Raw genomic sequence first — 17,216 nt, forward strand, 5'->3', positions numbered from 1 at the left:
CCTCCGCGACGCCGTCGCGCTCGGCGCGGTCCGGACGCTCCGCAAGCCGTTCGGCCGGGCGGAGCTCCTGGACGCCGTCCGCGCCGCGCTCGGCGGCTGATCACCCGGCGCGCGCGAGGAAGTCCAGGCAGATCGCGTTGAACGCGTCGGGCCGCTCCCACATGTAGCCGTGGCCCGCGCCGGGGACGAGCCGGAGCTCGGCCCCGGGAATGCGCTTCGCCAGCTCGCGCGCGAAGCGCGGCGGCACGAGCGTGTCCTCCTCGGCGACCGTCACCAGCGTCGGGCAGCGGATCGCCGCGAGCCGGTCCAGCGTGTCGTGCTCCTCCACCGCCTCGGCCTGGCGCAGGAAGCCCGCGAGCGACTGCGGGTGCGGGTTGGCGATCGCGGTCTGCAGCACGGCCTCGACGAGCTCGGGCCGCTCCGCGTAGGTCACCGGCGCGAAGAGCCAGAGCGCCATCGAGCGCAGCCGCTCCTCGAGCGAGAGCTTCGCGCGCTGGACGCGCCAGACGTCGAGCAGCGCCCGCATGTAGGCGTCCTGCCGCGCGAGCGTTGCGTGGAGCTGGAGCGAGCGCACCCGCCGCGGCGCGCGGAGGGCGAGCTCCTGGGCGATCATCCCGCCCATCGAGACGCCGACGATGTGGGCGCGCTCGACGCCGAGCCGGTCCAGCAGTCCCACGGTGTCGTCGGCCATGAGGGCGATCGTGCAGGGGGTGTCCGGCTGGTCGGTCTGCCCCGCGCCGCGGTTGTCGAACGCGATCACGCGGTAGCGCTCGGCGAAGGGGCGGAGCTGGAAGGCCCAGGCGGTGTGGTCGCCGCCGAAGCCCATGATGAGGACGACGGGGTCGCCGGCGCCGGCCTCCACGTAGAACATCTCGATGTCCCCGACGCGGACCCTCGGCATTGGGGGGTTGCCGCCGGCAGGCGCGCGGTGCTACCGGATCGCGACGCCGGTGCGGACCTGGCAGGCGACCCAGTGGCCCTGCGAGACCTCCTTGAGCACCTGCTCGTTCTCGGAGCACGAGGGCACGCGGAGCGCGCAGCGCGTGTGGAAGCGGCAGCCCGAGGGCGGGTTGATGGGGCTGGGCACGTCGCCCTCGAGGAGGATGCGCTTGCGCCGCATCGTCGGGTCCGGGATCGGCACCGCGGAGAGGAGCGCCTCCGTGTACGGGTGCTTCGGGTTCGTGTAGAGCTCCTTCGCGGGGGCGATCTCGACGATCTTGCCGAGGTACATCACGGCCACGCGCGTCGAGATGTGCTCGACGACCGAGAGGTCGTGCGCGATGAAGAGGTAGGTGAGGCCAAACTTCGCCTGGAGGTCCTCGAGCAGGTTGATGATCTGCGCCTGGATCGAGACGTCGAGCGCCGAGACGGGTTCGTCGGCGACGATCAGCTTCGGGCTGACCGCGAGCGCGCGCGCGATGCCGATGCGCTGGCGCTGGCCGCCGGAGAACTCGTGCGGGTAGCGGCGCAGATGATCGGGCTGGAGGCCGACGGTCTCGAGGAGCTGCACGACGCGTTCCTCGCGCGCCTTGCGGTTCGGCGCGAGCTTGTGGATGACGAGCGCCTCGCCGATGATCGAGCCGACCGTCATCCGTGGATTCAGCGACGCGTACGGGTCCTGGAAGATGATCTGCATTTCCTTCCGGAGCGCGCGTAGCGACCGCTTGTCGAGCGTCGTCACGTTCTGCCCGTGGAACCACACCTCGCCCGACGTCGGCTCGATCAGGCGCAGGATCGACCGGCCCGTCGTGGACTTGCCGCAGCCCGATTCGCCCACGAGCCCGAGCGTCTCGCCGGGCAGGATCTCGAAGGAGACGTCGTCCACGGCGTGGACCCGCGCGACCTCGCGCGAGAAGAGGCCGCCGCGGATCGGGAAGTACTTCTTGAGGTTCTTGATCCTGAGTAGGGGTTCCACCATGGCGCGCCTCAGTAGAGGAAGCAGGCCACCTTGTGGCCCGGCCGGAGTTCCTTGAGCCGCGGATCGCTCTCGGTGCATTTCGACATGACGAACTGGCAGCGCGGCGCGAACCGGCAGCCCGGCTTCACGTCGCCGCGCAGTGTCGGCACGGTGCCGGGGATGGCCTCGAGCCTCTGACGCTGCGTCGCCGCCAGATCGATGCGGGGGATCGATCGGAGGAGGCCCTGCGTGTAGGGGTGGAGCGGCTCCTTGAACAGCTCCTTGACCGGCGCCTCCTCCGCGACCTGCGCGCCGTACATGACGATCACGCGCTGCGCCGTCTCGGCGATCACGCCCATGTCGTGGGTGATCAAGAGGATGGCCATGCCGAGCTTCGCCTTGAGCTCGTTCAGGAGCTCGAGGATCTGCGCCTGGATCGTCACGTCGAGCGCCGTCGTCGGCTCGTCGGCGATGAGGAGGTTGGGGTTACACGAGAGCGCCATGGCGATCATGATGCGCTGGCGCATCCCGCCCGAGAGCTGGTGCGGGTACTCCTTCACGCGGCGCTCGGCGTTGGGGATGTGCACGAGCTTGAGCATCTCGATCGTCTTGTCCATCGCGTCGCGGCGGCCGAGACGCTCGTGGAGGCGGACGGCCTCGGCGATCTGCTCCCCGCACGTGAAGACCGGGTTCAGCGAGGTCATCGGTACCTGGAAGATCATCGAGATCTCTTTGCCGCGGATCTTGCGCATCTGGGCGGGGGGCAGCTCGAGGAGGCTCCGGCCGGCGTAGGTGATCGTGCCCTCGACGATGCGGCCGGGCGGCGTGGGGATGAGCCGCATGATCGAGAGCGCCGTGACGCTCTTGCCCGAGCCCGACTCGCCGACGATGCCCAGCGTCTCGCTCTTGTCGATGTAGAGGTCCACCCCGTCGACGGCGCGCACGACGCCCTCGTCGGTGAAGAAGTACGTCTTCAAGCCCTTGACGTCCAGAAGCCGTTCGGCCATGGCTCCCCCTAGAGCTTACCCGTGAGTTCGCCGAGGGCCGCGAGCGCGCGCTCGATGTCCTCGGCGTCGACGTCCTTGTGTGTGACGCAGCGAATCGACGCGGGGCCGATCGCGTGGATCTTGACCTTCGCGGCGGCGCAGCCCGCGACCAGCTCGGCCGTCGTGGCCTGCGCCGCGCCGGGGCCCCGGGGGTGCTCCACCGCGAGGATCACGATGTTCGTCTGCACGTTCGCCGGGTCCACCCGGAGCCGCGGGAGCTTCGCGAGCCCCTCGGCGAGCCGCCGGGCGTTGGCGTGGTCCTCGGCCAGCCGGTCCACCATGCGCTCGAGCGCGACGAGGCCGGCCGCGGCGAGGACGCCGGCCTGCCGCATCCCGCCCCCGACCATCTTGCGGACGCGCCGGGCGCGCGCGATGAAGTCGCGCGCGCCGCACACGACGGAGCCGACCGGCGCGGCGAGGCCCTTCGAGACGCAGAACGTGACCGAGTCGGCGTGGCGCGCGAACTCGGCGGCCGGGCGCCGGAGCGCGACCGCGGCGTTGAAGAGGCGCGCGCCGTCCAGATGGACGGGCACGCCCGCGCCGTGCGCGACCGCGGCGACGGCCTCGATCTCCTCGGGGGTGCAGCAGGTCCCGCCGTGCCGGTTGTGCGTGTTCTCGAGGCAGACGAGCCCCGTCGGCGGGATGTGGATGTTCGCGGGGCGGAGCGCCTCGCGCACCTGCTCGGGCGAGAGGAAGCCGCGCGCCGTCTTCACGGGGCGCATCTGGACGTTGCCGATGACGGCGGAGCCCGCGACCTCGTAGTTGAAGATGTGCGAGTCGAGGTCGAGGACGACCTCCTGGCCGGCGCGCGTGTGGCTCACGACCGACACGAGGTTGCCCATCGTGCCGGAGGCGACGAAGAGGCCGGCTTCCTTGCCGAGCCGCTCGGCCGCCACCGCCTCCAGGCGCTTGACGGTCGGGTCCTCCTCCCAGACGTCGTCGCCCACCTCGGCGCGGGCCATCGCCTCGCGCATCGCGGGGGTCGGGAGGGTGAGCGTGTCGGAGCGGAGGTCGACGACGTCGTGCACGGCCGCTACCTCTGGGCCCGCAGGCGCTGGGCGGCGCGCCGTCCGAAGTCGGTGTAGCCGTACTCGTCGGAGAGGCGGCGGAGCAGCCGGACCGCGTCCGCGTTCTTGCCCTCGTAGAAGTTGACCTCGGCGAGGAGGTAGAGCGCCTCGGGCACCACGAGCGACCGCGGGTAGTCCCGGAGGACCAGCTCGAGCCGCTGCCGGGCGTTGCTCGGATTGCCCTGAGTGAAGTAGTAGCTGGCGACCCAGACCTCCTTCTGCGCGAGCCGCCCGCGGCAGATGTCGATCTTGGCGAGCCCGTCGGTCGCGTAGCGGCTCTCGGGGTACTCCTTGACGAGCTTCCTGAACTGGTCGAGCGCCTTCTGGGTGAGGCCCTGGTCCTGCTCGACCGGCTTCATCTGGTCGTAGTAGCTCATCGCGAGCCGGTACTGGACGAGGTCGGCGATCTGGTGACGCGGATAGAACGACATGAACAAATCGAACTCGGCGATCGCCTTGTCGAAGTCGCCCTCGCGGTAGTGGGTCTCGCCGATGAGGAAGCGGGCGCGCGCGGCGTACGAAGAGGTCGGGTGGCGCTCGACGATCCTTTTGAAGCTCGCGCGGGCATCGTCGTAGCGCTTCCGGGCGAGGTCCTGCTCGCCGATCGAGGAGAGCTCTTCCGCCGGCAGGATCGGCGTCGGCGCGGGCTTCATCCAGCCGCAGCCGCCCGCCACCAGGAGCAGGCCTGCGAGGAGTACGCGCATGCACGGGACAGGGGAGCCAACCATGAAAACTGGCCCATACTTATAACACAAGTCCACGGGCAAAAAACGCTTTGACTTCCGCGGCGCTGCCCGGTATTACGGAACCGTCCAGGAGGCGTTCTTATGGCCGTGCCGCGCATGCTCCGGGTGCGCCAGACCTTCCCCCGTTCCCGCGTGGCCGACATCCCGCGGGCCGTCGCCGCGGCGCTCGCGGGCGCCGAGGTCCGGATCAAGCGGGGCGACACCGTCGCGGTCGGGGCGGGCAGCCGGGGCATCGCCAACATCGACGTCGTCGTGGGCGCCACGGTGCGGTGGCTCAAGGACCTCGGCGCCCGGCCCTTCGTGTTCCCCGCGATGGGCAGCCACGGCGGCGGGACCCCGGAGGGCCAGCTCTCCGTCCTCGAGCACTACGGCATCACCGAGGCGGCGATGGGCTGCCCGATCCGCGCGACGATGGACGTCGTGCAGGTGGGCGAGGCGCTCGGGCTGCCCGTGTGGCTCGACCGCTGGGCTTCGGAGGCCGACTGGATCGGCCTCGTCAACCGCGTCAAGCCGCACACCGACTTCAAGGGCACGATCGAGTCGGGCCTGTTCAAGATGATGACGATCGGGCTCGGCAAGTACAAGGGCGCGATCCAGTACCACCGCGCCAACATCCACCACGGCTACGAGACCGTCATCACGGCGGTGGGCCGCGAGATGTTGAAGAAGGCCCGCATCGGCTTCGGCGTCGGCGTCGTCGAGAACGGCTACGACGAGACCGCGCGCATCGAGGCCTTCAACGCCGAGAACCTCGAGGCCGGCGAGCGCCGCCTGCTCAAGGACGCGCGCGAGTGGATGGCGCGGCTGCCGTTCTCGCCGATCGACGTGCTGGTCGTCGAGGAGATGGGCAAGAACATCTCGGGCGCCGGCATGGACACGAACGTCATCGGGCGGCCGTCGAACCCACACGAGCCGTTTCCGGCCGACCCGAAGATCCTGTGGATCGTCGCGCTCGACCTGACCGAGGAGAGCTATGGCAACGCCATCGGCATCGGCAACGCCGACTTCACGACGCGTCGGCTCGTGGACAAGATCGACATGAAGCCGACGCTGATCAACGCGATCACCGCGTGCGCGCCCAACGGCGCCAAGATCCCGCCGGCGTACGACACGGACCGGGAGGCGATCGAGACGGCCCTGTCGTGCATCGGGCTCACGCCGCCCGAGAAGGCGCGCGTCATCCGCATCCGGAGCACGCTGATGCTGGGCGAGATCGAGGTGTCCGAGGCCTTCCTGCCCGAGCTGGCCAAGCGGCCCGAGCTCAAGCGGCTTACCGATCCCGCGCCGCTGCCGTTCGACGCAGCGGGACGGTTGATCCCGCTCGCTCACGATTAGCGCCGGCGTCGCGTCCGGGGGGGAGGCGCGGCCGTCGTGAGGGCGCGCGTCATCCTGATCATCGGCGTCACGGTCGGCGTGGCCGCGCTCGCGTACGGCAGCTGGGCCTGGTACCAGTCGGCCCACTACGTCTGGACCGACGACGCCTACGTCGAGGGCACGATCTCGCCCATCAGCGCGAAGGTCGGAGGCCCGGTCGCCGAGATGCGCGTGCGGGACAACCAGGCCGTGAAGCAGGGCGAGCTGCTGGTCCGCGTGGACCCGCGCGATTACGAGGCGAAGGTGGCCCAGACGCGCGCCGCCGTCGCGACGGCCGAGGCGGCCCTGCGCGCCGCGCGCTCCGACGTGCCGCTCACGCGCGAGTCGACGACCGCGCAGATCGCCCAGGCGCGCGCGAGCCTCCAGGCGGCGATCGTCGCCGTGCGCGGGGCCGAGTCGGCGGTCGACCAGGCGCGCGCGGGGCTCGAGGCCAAGCGCGCCGCGGTGGCCGCCATGCGCGCCGACCTCGCGGGCGCAGAGAGCGCCCAGCGCGAGGCCGTCCGGGAGCTCGAGCGGCAGCGCGCACTGTTCAAGGACGGCCTCGTCGCGCGCCGCGACTTCGACCGCGCCGAGGCGGCCTCCGAGACCGGCTCCTCGACCGTCGAGGCGATCCAGCGCCGGCTCGTCGCGACCGAGCGCGACGTGGAGCAGACCGAGGCCGAGCTCGGCTCGCGTCTCCACGCTGTGGACCAGGCCAAGCAGCGCGTGGCCGAGGCGCGGGCCGCCCTCGCCCACGCGGAGAGCCAGACCCACCAGGTCGCGATGAAGGACGCCGAGGTGAGCCGCGCGGAGGCCCGGCTGAAGGAGACGCAGGCCGACCTCGCGTTCGCCGAGCTCCAGCTCCAGTACACCGAGATCCGCGCGCCGCTCGACGGCCTCGTCTCCAAGCGGTCGGTGGAGATGGGGCAGATCGTCCAGATGGGCCAGCCGCTGCTCGCGATCGTCCCGCTCCACGACGTCTGGGTGCTCGCGAACTTCAAGGAGAGCCAGCTCGCGCGCATCCGGGCCGGCCAGCCGGTCGAGGTCCGCGTGGACGGCTTCCCCGGCATGCGGTTCCACGGCATCGTCGACTCGGTCGCCGCCGGCACCGGCGCCCGCTTCTCGCTCCTGCCGCCCGAGAACGCCACCGGCAACTGGGTGAAGGTGGTCCAGCGCGTGCCGGTGAAGATCGTGCTCGATCCGAAGGACTACGGAAACCCGCACACCCTCCGCGCGGGCATGTCGGCGGTCGTCTCGATCCGCGTGAAGTAGCGGCGCGGGCGCTACGCCGTCTTCGGCCCGCCCGGCACCTGGTAGAGGTACTCCTTCAGGTACTCGATCTCCGCACCGTGGTCCTCGATCGCAACCCGCATGAGGTCGCGGATCGAGAGCATGGAGAGGAGGCGCTCGCCGCTGACGACCGGCAGGTGGCGGATGTTCGCCTGGTCCATCTTCTGCATCGCGGACTGGTAGTCCTCGTCGGCGTCGGCGACGACGAGCCGCGAGGTCATGACGTCGGCCACCGGCGTGCGCGCGGGGTCGAGCCCGCGGTCCACGACCTTCTGCACGACGTCGCGCTCGGAGAAGACCCCGCAGAGCCGGTCGCCGTCGAGGACCGCGACGATGCCGACGTTGTTGGCCGCCATGGACCGGGCCGCGTCGGCGACCGTGGCGCTGCGCTTCACCGTGAAGAGGAATCCGTGGCGCATGATGTCCCGTAGCTTCTTCATCGCCGACACCCCCAGCGATCCGGGCCAGTCACTGCTCAGGGAAGAGTGAGGCCCAGTCTACCGCGGGTCGAGCAGCTTCTCCATGATGATGGTGTCGACCCACTCGCCGTCGAGCCGGCCCTGCTCCTTGTAGACGCCGACGGTCCGGAAGCCGAGCTTCGTGTAGAGCGCCATGCCGCCCTCGTTGAAGGGGAACGCGGAGAGGACCAGCTTGTGGAAGCCGTGCTCGCGGCCGAGAGCGATGAGCCGCTCGAGCAGCACCCGCCCGACGCCCTTGCCGCGCCAGGCGCGCTCGACGTAGATCGAGAAGTCGGCAACGAAGCGGTAGGCCTCGCGCGGGCTGAAGACGTTGAGGCTTCCCCAGCCCACGAGGTCCCCGGCGGTCTCCGCGACGATCACCGGATGGCGGGGGCTCCGGCCGGCGAGCCACCGCCGGCGCTCCTCGGGCGTCCGGAGCTCGGTCTCGAGCGTGGCGACGCGGTCCTCGATCCCCTGGTTGTACATGCGACAGATCGCCTCGGCATCCGCCGGCGTCGCGAGCCGGACGCGGGACTCGGTCACGCGAGCTCCCGCGCGTCGAGGCGCCCCTCCCGCTGCAGGCGCGCGAACTCGTCGAGCGTCTTGCGCACGCCGGCGTCGAGCGTGGTCGCGGGCGCGGGGCCGAGGTCCTTCTGGTAGCGCGTGTCGTCGAGCGCCGCGGGGAAGGGCATCGGCTGCTCGACGTGGCTGATGAGGCCGTCCGCGCTGGGCCACGCGCGGCCGATCAGCTTCACGACGTTCCGAATGGCCGCCGACGCGCCGTGGAGGTTGTAGACCCGCGCGCCCTCGAGCCGCGAGTCCGCCGCGGCCAGGAGCGCGCGGGCGACGTCCGCCACGTAGATCAGATCGGTCGAGCCGCCCCAGCGGATCTGGAACTTCTTGCCGAGCACGGCCGCCTTCATCGCGAGGGTCGGATCGGCCGTGACGCCGAAGTCGCGCCCGGGCCCGTAGACGGAGAGGGGACGGAAGCCCATGGACGGGATCCCGTGCTCCTCCCAGGAGATGCGCGCCGTGTCCTCGTTGGCGACCTTGTAGACGCCGTAGTGCGTCGCCGGGAGCCGCGGCGCGTCGTCGCGCACGGGGCCGGGCGGATAGAGGCCGGGCGCGCCGAACACGGCGGCCGACGACGCGTAGACCACGCGCTCGACGCGGCCCGCGCGCGCGGCCTCGAAGACGTTGGCCGTGCCGACGACGTTGACCGAGGCACCCCGCACCGGGTCCTGACGGCAGAGCGGCACCTGCCATGCGGCGAGGTGGACGATGCGGCGGATCCCGTGCTCCCGCACCACGCGGCCGAGCGCGTCGCGGTCGGTGACGTCGCCGCGCACGGCCGTCACCCGGCGCGCGACGTCGTCGGCCACGAGCATCCGCAGGCGCCAGGGATCGTCGGCGAGGTCGAAGACGACGGGGCGCTCGCCGCCCGCGAGCAGGCCGCGCACGACCCACGCGCCGATGCAGCCGAACGCGCCGGTCACCAGCGTGGTCATGAACGGGAATATAATGCCCCTCGTGTTCCGGAGCGAGCGGTTCTTCCGCGAGGCGTGGCCGCAGATCTCCCACGCCTTCGAGTCGCCGACCGACGCGGCGAGCGAGGTCCAGTGGATCGCCGGCCTCGCCGCGCTCGAGCCGCCCGCCCGCGTCCTCGACGCCCCGTGCGGCTTCGGCCGCCACTCGATCGAGCTCGCGCGCCTCGGCTTCGCGGTCACGGGCGTGGACTTCAGCGAGACCGAGCTCGACCGCGCGCGCAAGGCGGCGCGCGAGGCGGGCGTCGAGCTGACGCTCGCGTGCGAGGACATGCGCGACATGGAGTTCTCGGGCGCGTTCGACCTCGCCGTGAACCTGTTCAGCTCGATCGGCTTCTTCTCCGACGACGAGGACCGGCTGCTGCTCGACCGCTTCTGGCGCGCGCTCAAGCCGGGCGGCTGCTTCGTCCTCGACACGCGCAACCGCGACCAGCTCGTGCGCTCGCTCCCGCCCGAGGAGCGCAAGCGCGTGAACGGCTGGACGCTCCGCATCGAGAACGCGTTCGACCCGGCGACGAGCCGCTGGCGCGCCCGGTGGTTCCGGCTCAAGCGCGCCACGGCCAAGAGCAAGGAGACCGCGCAGGAGCTGATCGGCGAGAGCGAGATCCGCCTCTACTCGGCCCACGAGCTCTCGGCGATGCTGCGCCCCGAGCGCTGGAGCCGGGTCGAGCTCTACGGCGGGCTCGACGGCACGCCGTTCTCGCTGGACGCCCCGCGGCTCGTCCTGGCCGCCTGGAAATAGCCGCTCGCGACGAAAGGAGATCGCTCGATGGCCGCCGACTCCCGCCCGCTGGTCGTGCTGGCAGGCCCCATCCATCCCGACGGCAAGGCGCTCCTCGAGAAGGAGGCGCGCGTCGTCGTCTGCGAGGACGAGACCGAGGCCGGCCTCGCGCGGGCCGCCGCCGACGCCCAGGGGATCCTGTTCCGGATCCGGCCAAGCTGCACCGCGAGCCTCATGGGCGCCTGCAAGCAGCTCAAGGTGATCGGCCGGCACGGCGTCGGCCTGGACACGGTGGACATCCCCGCCGCGACGCGGCTCGGCGTCGCGGTGGTCCACGCGCCGGGCTCGAACTCCCAGGCCGTGGCCGAGCACGCGCTGATGCTGATGCTCGTCTGCGTCAAGCGCACGCTTCTGATCGACAAGATGACGCGCGGGGGAGACTGGGGCGCCAAGCGCAGGGCGGCCGGCAACGCGCCCAACACGGAGCTCGCCGGCAAGACGCTGGGGATCGTGGGCGTCGGCAACGTCGGCCGCCGCGTGGCGAAGTTCGCGGGGGCGATCGGCATGCGCGTCCTCGGCTACGACAAGTACGTCCCCGACGACGAGGTCCGGCGCCGGGGCGCCGAGCCCGTGAAGAGCCTCGAGGCGCTGCTGCCGCAGGTGGACGTCCTCACGTGCCACACGCCGCTCACGCCCGAGACGCGGCACATGATCAACGAGAAGACCCTCGCGCTCATGAAGCCGGGCGCGATCTACGTCAACACCTCGCGCGGCCCGGTGCAGGAGGAGCGCGCCCTCTTCGAGGCGCTCACGCGCGGCCGGCTCGCGGCCGCGGGCCTCGACGTCTGGGAGGAGGAGCCGACGCCACGGGACAACCCGCTGCTCAACCTCGAGAACGTCGTCTGCTCGTCGCACGTCGCCGGCGTCACGCGCGAGGCGACGCGCCAGGCGGCGATGCAGGTCTGCGGCGAGATGCTGCGCGTGCTGCGCGGCGCGCGGCCTGACGTGCTGGTCAACCCCGACGTGTGGCCGCGCCTCGGCCAGCGGTAGGGAGCGGCGCCGATGAGCGGCGTCGGTCGCTCGCGATCGCACGTTAGCCAGCCGGAAGAGGCGATGCTAAGATGCACCCACGGGTGGTTGTCATGAGTAAAGTCGAGAAGATCGAGCAGCAGGTGCAGTCCCTCTCCCCGCAGGAGCTTGCCCAGTTTCGTACATGGTTCCTCGAGTTCGATTGGGCGGCTTGGGATCGCCAGCTTGAACGTGATGTCCGTGACGGAAAGCTCGACGGCCTTGCCGAAAAGGCGCTTCGCGACCACGCGACCGGTAAGACCAAGCCCCTCTGACCCACCACGCGTCCCCCGACTTCTGGGCACGTTACAGATCCTTGCCCGAGGACATCCAGAAGCTCGCCGATCTCGCCTTCGAGCGCCTCAAACAGGATCCGCGTCACCCGTCGCTTCACTTCAAGAAAGTTGGACGCTTCTGGTCTGCGCGCGTAGGTGGTCACCACCGCGCTCTCGCCGTTGAGGTCACTGATGGTTTCGTCTGGTTCTGGATCGGCGGCCACGCCGACTACGACCGGCTGCTCGGCTGAGGGCGGGAAATGCGATATTGGAGGTAGAATCGCTGCATGCCCATCGACACGCGCCATCCGAGGGAGATCCGGCAGGACATCCGGCGGGGCAAGCTGACGGGCATCACGGCGGGCCTCGGGCAGAACTTCGTCCAGGCGAACCTCGCCGTGCTCCCGAAGGACCTGGCCTACGACTTCCTGCTCTTCTGCCAGCGGAACCCGCGCCCGTGCCCGCTCCTGGAGGTGACCGACGTCGGCTCCGCGGAGCCCGTGGGTGTCGCCCGGGGCGCCGACCTGCGCACGGACATCTCGAAGTACCGCATCTACAAGGACGGCGTCCTCGCCGACGAGGTGACGGACGCGACGCCCTACTGGCGGGACGACCTCGTCGCGTTCCTCCTCGGCTGCTCGTTCACGTTCGAGTGGGCGCTGCTCGACGCCGGGATCCGGCTCTGGCACGTCGAGCAGGGGAAGAACGTCGCGATGTGGCGCACGTCCGTCCAGTGCCGCCCGGCGGGCGTGTTCCACGGGCCCATGGTCGTCTCGATGCGCCCGATCGCTCCCGCCGACCTCGCCAAGACGGTGACCGCGAGCGCCCGGTTCCCCGGCGCCCACGGCGCGCCGGTCCACATCGGCGACCCCGCGGTCATCGGCATCAAGGACATCGCGCGTCCCGAGTGGGGCGACGCGCAGGAGTTCAGGCCGGGCGACGTGCCGGTGTTCTGGGCGTGCGGCGTCACGCCCCAGGCCGTCGCGCTCGCCTCGAAGCCCTCGTTCATGATCACGCACAGCCCGGGGCACATGTTCATCACCGATCTGCCGAACTCCGCCCTCGCGGCGCTCTAGGCCGTTGCGGTTCCAGCCGGCCGGTGACCTCGCCGTTTCGATCGAGCTCGGCGAGGAGATCAGCGTCGAGGTGAACACGCGGGTGCGCGCCCTCGAGTACCTGATCCAGCAGAAGGCCCTCCCGGGCGTCGTCGAGATGGTCCCGAGCTTCCGCGCGCTGCTCGTCTACTACGACCCGCGCCAGGTCGGCTACGACGAGCTCTGCGCGCGGATCACCGAGCTCGCCCCGCAGGCCACGACCGCGGCCCTGCCGCCCTCGCGGGCGATCGAGCTGCCGTGCTGCTACGCGGACCCCGAGCTCGGCCTCGACCTCGAGGCGGCGGCGGAGCGGCTCGGGCTGCCGCCCGGCGAGCTCGTGAGGCTCCACAGCGGGGCCGAGTACGTCGTCTACTTCATCGGCTTCACGCCCGGGCTCCCGTACATGACGGGCATGCCCGAGCGCATCCACCTCCCGCGCCTCGACACGCCGCGCACGAAGACGCCCCCCGGCAGCGTGGCGATCGGCGGCACGCAATGCTGCATCTACTCCGTGGATAGCCCGGGCGGATTCTGGGTCCTCGGCCGCACGCCGCTCCGGCTCTACGATCCCGACGCGAGCGAGCCGACCCTGCTGCGTCCGGGCGACCGCGTGCGCTTCCGCCCGATCGACCGCGTCGAGTACGATCGGATCCTGGCCCGCGTCGAGGCGCGCGCCTACGCGCCGGTGATCGCGTGATCCGGATCCTCGACCCGGGGCCGCAGACGACCGTGCAGGACCTCGGGCGGGCGGGGCAGCTCCGCTACGGGATCCCGCCCTCCGGGCCCGTGGACCGCTTCGCGTTCGTCCTCGCGAACCGGCTCGTCGGGAACCCCGACGGCGCCGCCGCGCTCGAGTGCACGCTCGCGGGTCCGCGCTTCGAGGTGCAGACGCCACGCGCGATCGCCGTCACCGGCGCCGACATGCAGCTCACGGTGAATGGCCGCGAGGCGCCGCGCTGGGCCACGGTCGCGCTGAAGCCCGGCGACGTGGTGCGGCTCGGCCCGGCGCGCTCGGGCGTGCGCGGCTACATCGCGTTCTCGGGCGGGCTCGACGTGCCGCCCGTGCTCGGCTCGCGCGCGACGTACCTGCGTGGGCGTCTCGGGGGCCTGGAGGGTCGCGCGCTCCGGAAAGACGACCAGCTCCGCCTCGGCCCGGTGCCGCCGCCGCCGGCGCGGCGCGTGGCGTCGCGTGCGGTGCCGGAGTACGGCGGCGAGCCCACGCTGCGCGTGGTGCTCGGTCCGCAGGCCGACCGCTTCACCAAGGAGGGCATCGGCGCCCTCCTCGGGAGCTCGTACGAGATGCTGCCGCAGTCCGACAGGATGGGCGCGCGCCTGCGCGGCCCGCGCATCCCGCACACCCGCGGCCACGACATCATCTCCGACGGGATCGCGCTCGGCTCGATCCAGGTGCCCGGGGACGGCCAGCCGATCGTGCTGCTCGTGGATCGGCAGTCCACGGGCGGCTACACGAAGGTGGCGACCGTCTGCTCGTTCGATATCGGCCGCATCGGCCAGGTCAAGCCCGGCCAGTCCGTGCGGTTCCGCGCCGTCACCGTGGAAGAGGCGCACGGGCTGCTGCGCCAGTGGGACGCATCCCTCGAGGGAGCGCTGAGAGAGGAGACCGCATGAGCGTCGACAAGGAGCTTGCAGAGTACACCGCGAAGACGGCCCGCTCGCGCGCGCTGCACGACGACGCGCTGGCGGTCATGCCCGGCGGCAACAGCCGGACGACCACGTTCTTCGACCCGTACCCGTTCTACATCCAGCGCGGGCAGGGCGCCCACATCTGGGACGTCGACGGCACCGACCGCCTCGACTTCAACGGCAACTACACGAGCCTGATCCTGGGCCACGCCCACCCGGACGTGGTGAAGGCGGTCCAGCAGGCGGCCGAGCAGGGCCTCTCGTTCCCGGGCCCGACGGAGCACGAGATCCGTCTCGCCGAGGCGCTCAAGCGCCGGGTGCCGTCGGTCGAGAGCCTCCGCTTCACGAACTCCGGGACCGAGGCGACGATGAACGCGGTGCGGCTCGCGCGCGCCTTCACCGGCCGGCACAAGATCGCCAAGTTCGAGGGCGCGTACCACGGCACGCACGACTGGGTGATGGTGAGCGTCTCCGGCGACCCGAAGGCGGGCGGGAGCCGGAAGCGCCCGAAGTCGGTCGCCTGGTCGGCAGGGCTGCCGCCGCAGGTGCTGAAGCACGTCGTCGTCCTGCCCTGGAACGACCCGGAGGCGTGCGAGCAGATCCTCGAGGCGGAAGGCCCGCAGCTCGCGTGCCTGCTCGTGGACCCGATGCTCTGCAACGCCGGGCTCATCGCGCCTGCCGACGGCTTCTTGCAGCGCCTGCGCGCCGTCACCGAGCGGCACGGGATCCTCCTGGTCTTCGACGAGGTGATCTCGTTCCGCATCGCGTGGGGCGGGGCTCAGGAGCGCTTCGGCGTCCGGCCGGACCTGACGACGTTCGGCAAGATCATCGGCGGTGGCCTCCCGGTGGGCGCCTTCGGCGGCCGGGCCGACGTCATGGGCTTCTACGACCCGCGCAAGGGCGGCGCGCGCATCAGCCACGGCGGGACGTTCAACGCCAACCCGGTGACGATGGCCGCGGGCCTCGCGACCCTGAACGCGCTCACGCCCGAAGCGTACACGCGGCTCGACGCGCTCGGCGAGCGGCTGCGCGGCGGCGTGACGCGCCTGCTGGCTGCGACCCGGCGCAAGGGCCAGGCGACCGGCGCTGGCTCGCTCTTCTGGCTCCACTGGACGCCCGAGACGCTGACGGACTACCGCTCGGCGCGCCCGAAGGACGCGGAGGCGCCGCTGCGCGTCTTCCTCGGCCTCCTGAACGAGGGCATTCTCCTGACGCCGCGAGGGCTCGGCGCCTGCTCGCTCGCGATGACGGACGAGGACGTGGACCGGTTGATCAACGCGCTTGCCAGGGTGACGGCGCGCGCGTAGGGGGCTCGACATGGCGACCAAGCACATCGACATCAACTGCGACATGGGCGAGAGCTACGGGCGCTGGACGCTTGGCGCCGACGACGAGATCATGCCTCACATCACCTCGGCGAACGTCGCGTGCGGCTTCCACGGCGGCGACCCGCACGTGATGCGGAAGACCGTGGAGAACGCGGTCAAGCACGGCGTGGCGATCGGCTCGCACCCCGGGCTCCCCGATCTCATGGGCTTCGGCCGGCGCCGCATGGAGGTCACGCCGCAGGAGCTGAAGGACTATCACCGGTACCAGACCGGCGCGCTCGGCGCGTTCGTCCGGGCGGCGGGCGTGAAGCTCCAGCACGTGAAGCCCCACGGCATCCAGTACCACATGTTCGAGGAGAACCTGGCTCTCGCGCGCGCCACCGCCGAGCAGGTCCTCGAGCTCGACCCCGAGCTGATCCTGATGACGATGGCGATGACGAAATACGACGCCGAGGCGCGCAAGGTCAAGGGCCTGCGCGTCGCTGCCGAGGGCTTCGCCGACCGCGTCTACGCTGATGACGCCCAGCTCGTCTCGCGCAAGCTCGGCAAGGACGCGCTCGTCGCCGACCCCGCCAAGGCCGCCGAGCAGGCGGTGCGGATGGTGCTGGAGGGGAAGGTGCGCACGATCAGCGGCAAGGTCATCGACGTCAAGGTCGAGACCATCTGCATCCACGGCGACAGCCCGGGCGCGGAGAAGATCGTGGTCGCGGTCCGCGAGGGACTCGTCAAGGCGGGGTGCACGGTGAAGCCGCTTCGGGAGTGGCTGCCCAAGGCCTGAGCTGGACGTCGCACGCTCGCTCGCGACGCCTGACGGCGCGACGGTCGCCTACCGGCTCTGGCGGCCGGCCGCCCCGCGCCGCGTCGTCGTCCTCCTCCACGGCCTCGCGAGCAACGCGACCCGCTGGTCGGAGCTCGTCGCCCATACCTCGCTGAAGGCGGACTGGGACATCCTGCGCCTCGACCTCCGCGGCAACGGCGCCTCCGCCTGGCGCGGGCGCCTCGGCATGGGCGAGTGGTGCGCCGACCTCGCCGGGATCCTCGACGCCGAGGGCTACGCGCGCGCGGTGCTGGTCGGCCACTGCCTCGGCGCCAACGTCGCGATCGAATTCGCGAGCCGTCATCCCGACCGCGTGGCGCGGCTCGTCCTCATCGAGCCGATGCCGTGCGAAGCGCTCACCGGGACGCTCGGAACGGTCGCGCGGCTCAGAGCGCTCTTCGTCCCGGTCGTCGGGCTCGTTCGCGCGCTGAACGCCCTCGGCCTCCGGCGGCGGCGCCTCCGGCCCCTCGACCTCGCCGAATTCGACCGGGAGACGCGCGCGGCGGTGGCGCCCGGCGCCGGTCTGGACGTCCTCGTGAAGCGCCATGCCTCGTGGAGCCTCGACCTCCGCACGACGGCGACGGCCGCCTACCTCCAGATGCTGCTTGCGGTCAGCGACCGCCTGCCCGATCCGGAGACGCTGCGCGCGCCCGGGCTCGCGCTGCTCTCGACCGGCGCCGCGTTCACGGACCCCGCGATCACCGAGCGGTGGCTCGCCCGCGTCCCGCGCTGCCGCATCGTCCGGCTCGACGCGCGGCACTGGATTCCGACCGAGCGCCCCGAGGAGATGCGCCGCGCGATCGAGGAGTTCTGTCGCGCTTGACCGTTTCCCCGCGGCGATGGTCTACTGAGTCGCCCGTGGACACGC

Annotated in this window: 20 protein-coding genes; 12 read left to right on the top strand and 8 right to left on the bottom strand. The window is 71.4% G+C overall.

The genetic code is table 11. The features are described from left to right. Window positions 1–100 precede the first annotated feature (100 nt). Genes VKG64_03380 through bamD form a run of 5 tightly spaced genes read right to left on the bottom strand, consistent with a single transcriptional unit; the run spans window position 101 to window position 4,714 of the window. A complete protein-coding gene (locus tag VKG64_03380; protein HKB24073.1) occupies window positions 101–901 on the bottom strand; it encodes an alpha/beta fold hydrolase in 801 nt (266 codons plus the stop codon). Window positions 902–931: 30 nt separating this feature from the next. Then, a complete protein-coding gene (locus VKG64_03385) occupies window positions 932–1,918 on the bottom strand; it encodes a dipeptide ABC transporter ATP-binding protein (GenBank protein HKB24074.1) in 987 nt (328 codons plus the stop codon). Window positions 1,919–1,926: 8 nt separating this feature from the next. After that, window positions 1,927–2,904 (bottom strand): ABC transporter ATP-binding protein, encoded by a 978-nt coding sequence (locus VKG64_03390; GenBank protein ID HKB24075.1) that lies wholly within the window; start codon window positions 2,902–2,904, stop codon window positions 1,927–1,929. Between the two features lie 8 nt (window positions 2,905–2,912). Beyond that, window positions 2,913–3,971: a GntG family PLP-dependent aldolase gene (locus VKG64_03395; GenBank protein HKB24076.1), complete on the bottom strand. Its 1,059-nt coding sequence runs from the start codon at window positions 3,969–3,971 to the stop codon at window positions 2,913–2,915. Window positions 3,972–3,976: 5 nt separating this feature from the next. Beyond that, window positions 3,977–4,714 (bottom strand): outer membrane protein assembly factor BamD, encoded by a 738-nt coding sequence (gene bamD, locus VKG64_03400; protein HKB24077.1) that lies wholly within the window; start codon window positions 4,712–4,714, stop codon window positions 3,977–3,979. Between the two features lie 123 nt (window positions 4,715–4,837). On the opposite strand from bamD, the gene VKG64_03405 reads away from it, so the two are divergent. Together VKG64_03405 and VKG64_03410 are read left to right on the top strand one after the other, a co-directional pair. After that, window positions 4,838–6,091: a [Fe-S]-binding protein gene (locus tag VKG64_03405; protein HKB24078.1), complete on the top strand. Its 1,254-nt coding sequence runs from the start codon at window positions 4,838–4,840 to the stop codon at window positions 6,089–6,091. Window positions 6,092–6,127: 36 nt separating this feature from the next. Next, window positions 6,128–7,381 carry an HlyD family secretion protein gene (locus VKG64_03410; protein ID HKB24079.1) on the top strand — a complete coding sequence of 418 codons (1,254 nt, stop codon included), beginning with the start codon at window positions 6,128–6,130 and terminating at the stop codon, window positions 7,379–7,381. Window positions 7,382–7,392: 11 nt separating this feature from the next. Here the strand turns inward: VKG64_03410 and VKG64_03415 are convergent, their stop codons facing one another. The 3 genes from VKG64_03415 to VKG64_03425 are packed head-to-tail and all read right to left on the bottom strand — an operon-like array spanning window position 7,393 to window position 9,365. Beyond that, complete coding sequence (locus VKG64_03415; GenBank protein ID HKB24080.1) at window positions 7,393–7,839, bottom strand: CBS domain-containing protein; 447 nt, start codon at window positions 7,837–7,839, stop codon at window positions 7,393–7,395. 57 nt (window positions 7,840–7,896) lie between these two features. Beyond that, on the bottom strand, window positions 7,897–8,400 hold the full coding sequence (locus VKG64_03420) for an arsinothricin resistance N-acetyltransferase ArsN1 family A (GenBank protein ID HKB24081.1): 504 nt from the start codon (window positions 8,398–8,400) through the stop codon (window positions 7,897–7,899). Beyond that, complete coding sequence (locus tag VKG64_03425; GenBank protein ID HKB24082.1) at window positions 8,397–9,365, bottom strand: NAD(P)-dependent oxidoreductase; 969 nt, start codon at window positions 9,363–9,365, stop codon at window positions 8,397–8,399. The genes VKG64_03420 and VKG64_03425 overlap by 4 nt, the downstream gene beginning before the upstream one ends. A 13-nt stretch (window positions 9,366–9,378) precedes the next feature. On the opposite strand from VKG64_03425, the gene VKG64_03430 reads away from it, so the two are divergent. The 10 genes from VKG64_03430 (at window position 9,379) to VKG64_03475 (ending at window position 17,171) form a co-directional block, all read left to right on the top strand. Beyond that, window positions 9,379–10,143, top strand: coding sequence for a methyltransferase domain-containing protein (locus VKG64_03430; GenBank protein ID HKB24083.1), 765 nt, complete (start codon window positions 9,379–9,381; stop codon window positions 10,141–10,143). A 27-nt stretch (window positions 10,144–10,170) separates the two neighbouring features. Next, window positions 10,171–11,172: a hydroxyacid dehydrogenase gene (locus VKG64_03435; protein ID HKB24084.1), complete on the top strand. Its 1,002-nt coding sequence runs from the start codon at window positions 10,171–10,173 to the stop codon at window positions 11,170–11,172. Between the two features lie 92 nt (window positions 11,173–11,264). Then, on the top strand, window positions 11,265–11,465 hold the full coding sequence (locus tag VKG64_03440) for a hypothetical protein (GenBank protein HKB24085.1): 201 nt from the start codon (window positions 11,265–11,267) through the stop codon (window positions 11,463–11,465). Further along, window positions 11,462–11,716, top strand: a complete 255-nt coding sequence (locus tag VKG64_03445; GenBank protein HKB24086.1) for a hypothetical protein — start codon at window positions 11,462–11,464, stop codon at window positions 11,714–11,716. The genes VKG64_03440 and VKG64_03445 overlap by 4 nt, the downstream gene beginning before the upstream one ends. A 36-nt stretch (window positions 11,717–11,752) precedes the next feature. After that, the gene (locus tag VKG64_03450; GenBank protein HKB24087.1) at window positions 11,753–12,541 is read left to right on the top strand and encodes a putative hydro-lyase; all 789 of its coding nucleotides are present in this window, start codon (window positions 11,753–11,755) and stop codon (window positions 12,539–12,541) included. A 4-nt stretch (window positions 12,542–12,545) separates the two neighbouring features. Then, window positions 12,546–13,256 (top strand): 5-oxoprolinase subunit PxpB, encoded by a 711-nt coding sequence (gene pxpB, locus VKG64_03455; protein HKB24088.1) that lies wholly within the window; start codon window positions 12,546–12,548, stop codon window positions 13,254–13,256. Continuing rightward, entirely contained in the window at window positions 13,253–14,188 is a 936-nt protein-coding gene (locus tag VKG64_03460) for a biotin-dependent carboxyltransferase family protein (protein ID HKB24089.1), read from the top strand. The genes pxpB and VKG64_03460 overlap by 4 nt, the downstream gene beginning before the upstream one ends. Continuing rightward, window positions 14,185–15,510 (top strand): aspartate aminotransferase family protein, encoded by a 1,326-nt coding sequence (locus VKG64_03465; GenBank protein ID HKB24090.1) that lies wholly within the window; start codon window positions 14,185–14,187, stop codon window positions 15,508–15,510. Before VKG64_03460 ends, VKG64_03465 begins: the two co-directional genes overlap by 4 nt. A 10-nt stretch (window positions 15,511–15,520) precedes the next feature. After that, entirely contained in the window at window positions 15,521–16,309 is a 789-nt protein-coding gene (locus tag VKG64_03470; GenBank protein HKB24091.1) for a 5-oxoprolinase subunit PxpA, read from the top strand. Window position 16,310: 1 nt separating this feature from the next. After that, complete coding sequence (locus VKG64_03475) at window positions 16,311–17,171, top strand: alpha/beta hydrolase (GenBank protein ID HKB24092.1); 861 nt, start codon at window positions 16,311–16,313, stop codon at window positions 17,169–17,171. Window positions 17,172–17,216 lie beyond the last annotated feature (45 nt).

The organism is Candidatus Methylomirabilota bacterium, assembly GCA_035260325.1.
In the GTDB taxonomy this organism is placed as follows: Bacteria; Methylomirabilota; Methylomirabilia; order Rokubacteriales; family CSP1-6; genus AR19.

Coding starts and splice junctions, on each gene's coding strand:
- VKG64_03430 (HKB24083.1), top strand. CDS start 9,379: ATGCCCCTCGTGTTCCGGAGCGAGCGGTTCTTCCGCGAGGCGTGGCCG.
- VKG64_03470 (HKB24091.1), top strand. CDS start 15,521: ATGGCGACCAAGCACATCGACATCAACTGCGACATGGGCGAGAGCTAC.
- VKG64_03440 (HKB24085.1), top strand. CDS start 11,265: ATGAGTAAAGTCGAGAAGATCGAGCAGCAGGTGCAGTCCCTCTCCCCG.
- VKG64_03435 (HKB24084.1), top strand. CDS start 10,171: ATGGCCGCCGACTCCCGCCCGCTGGTCGTGCTGGCAGGCCCCATCCAT.
- VKG64_03385 (HKB24074.1), bottom strand. CDS start 1,918: ATGGTGGAACCCCTACTCAGGATCAAGAACCTCAAGAAGTACTTCCCG.
- VKG64_03380 (HKB24073.1), bottom strand. CDS start 901: ATGCCGAGGGTCCGCGTCGGGGACATCGAGATGTTCTACGTGGAGGCC.
- VKG64_03450 (HKB24087.1), top strand. CDS start 11,753: ATGCCCATCGACACGCGCCATCCGAGGGAGATCCGGCAGGACATCCGG.
- VKG64_03465 (HKB24090.1), top strand. CDS start 14,185: ATGAGCGTCGACAAGGAGCTTGCAGAGTACACCGCGAAGACGGCCCGC.
- VKG64_03415 (HKB24080.1), bottom strand. CDS start 7,839: ATGAAGAAGCTACGGGACATCATGCGCCACGGATTCCTCTTCACGGTG.
- VKG64_03405 (HKB24078.1), top strand. CDS start 4,838: ATGGCCGTGCCGCGCATGCTCCGGGTGCGCCAGACCTTCCCCCGTTCC.
- VKG64_03390 (HKB24075.1), bottom strand. CDS start 2,904: ATGGCCGAACGGCTTCTGGACGTCAAGGGCTTGAAGACGTACTTCTTC.
- bamD (HKB24077.1), bottom strand. CDS start 4,714: ATGCGCGTACTCCTCGCAGGCCTGCTCCTGGTGGCGGGCGGCTGCGGC.
- VKG64_03425 (HKB24082.1), bottom strand. CDS start 9,365: ATGACCACGCTGGTGACCGGCGCGTTCGGCTGCATCGGCGCGTGGGTC.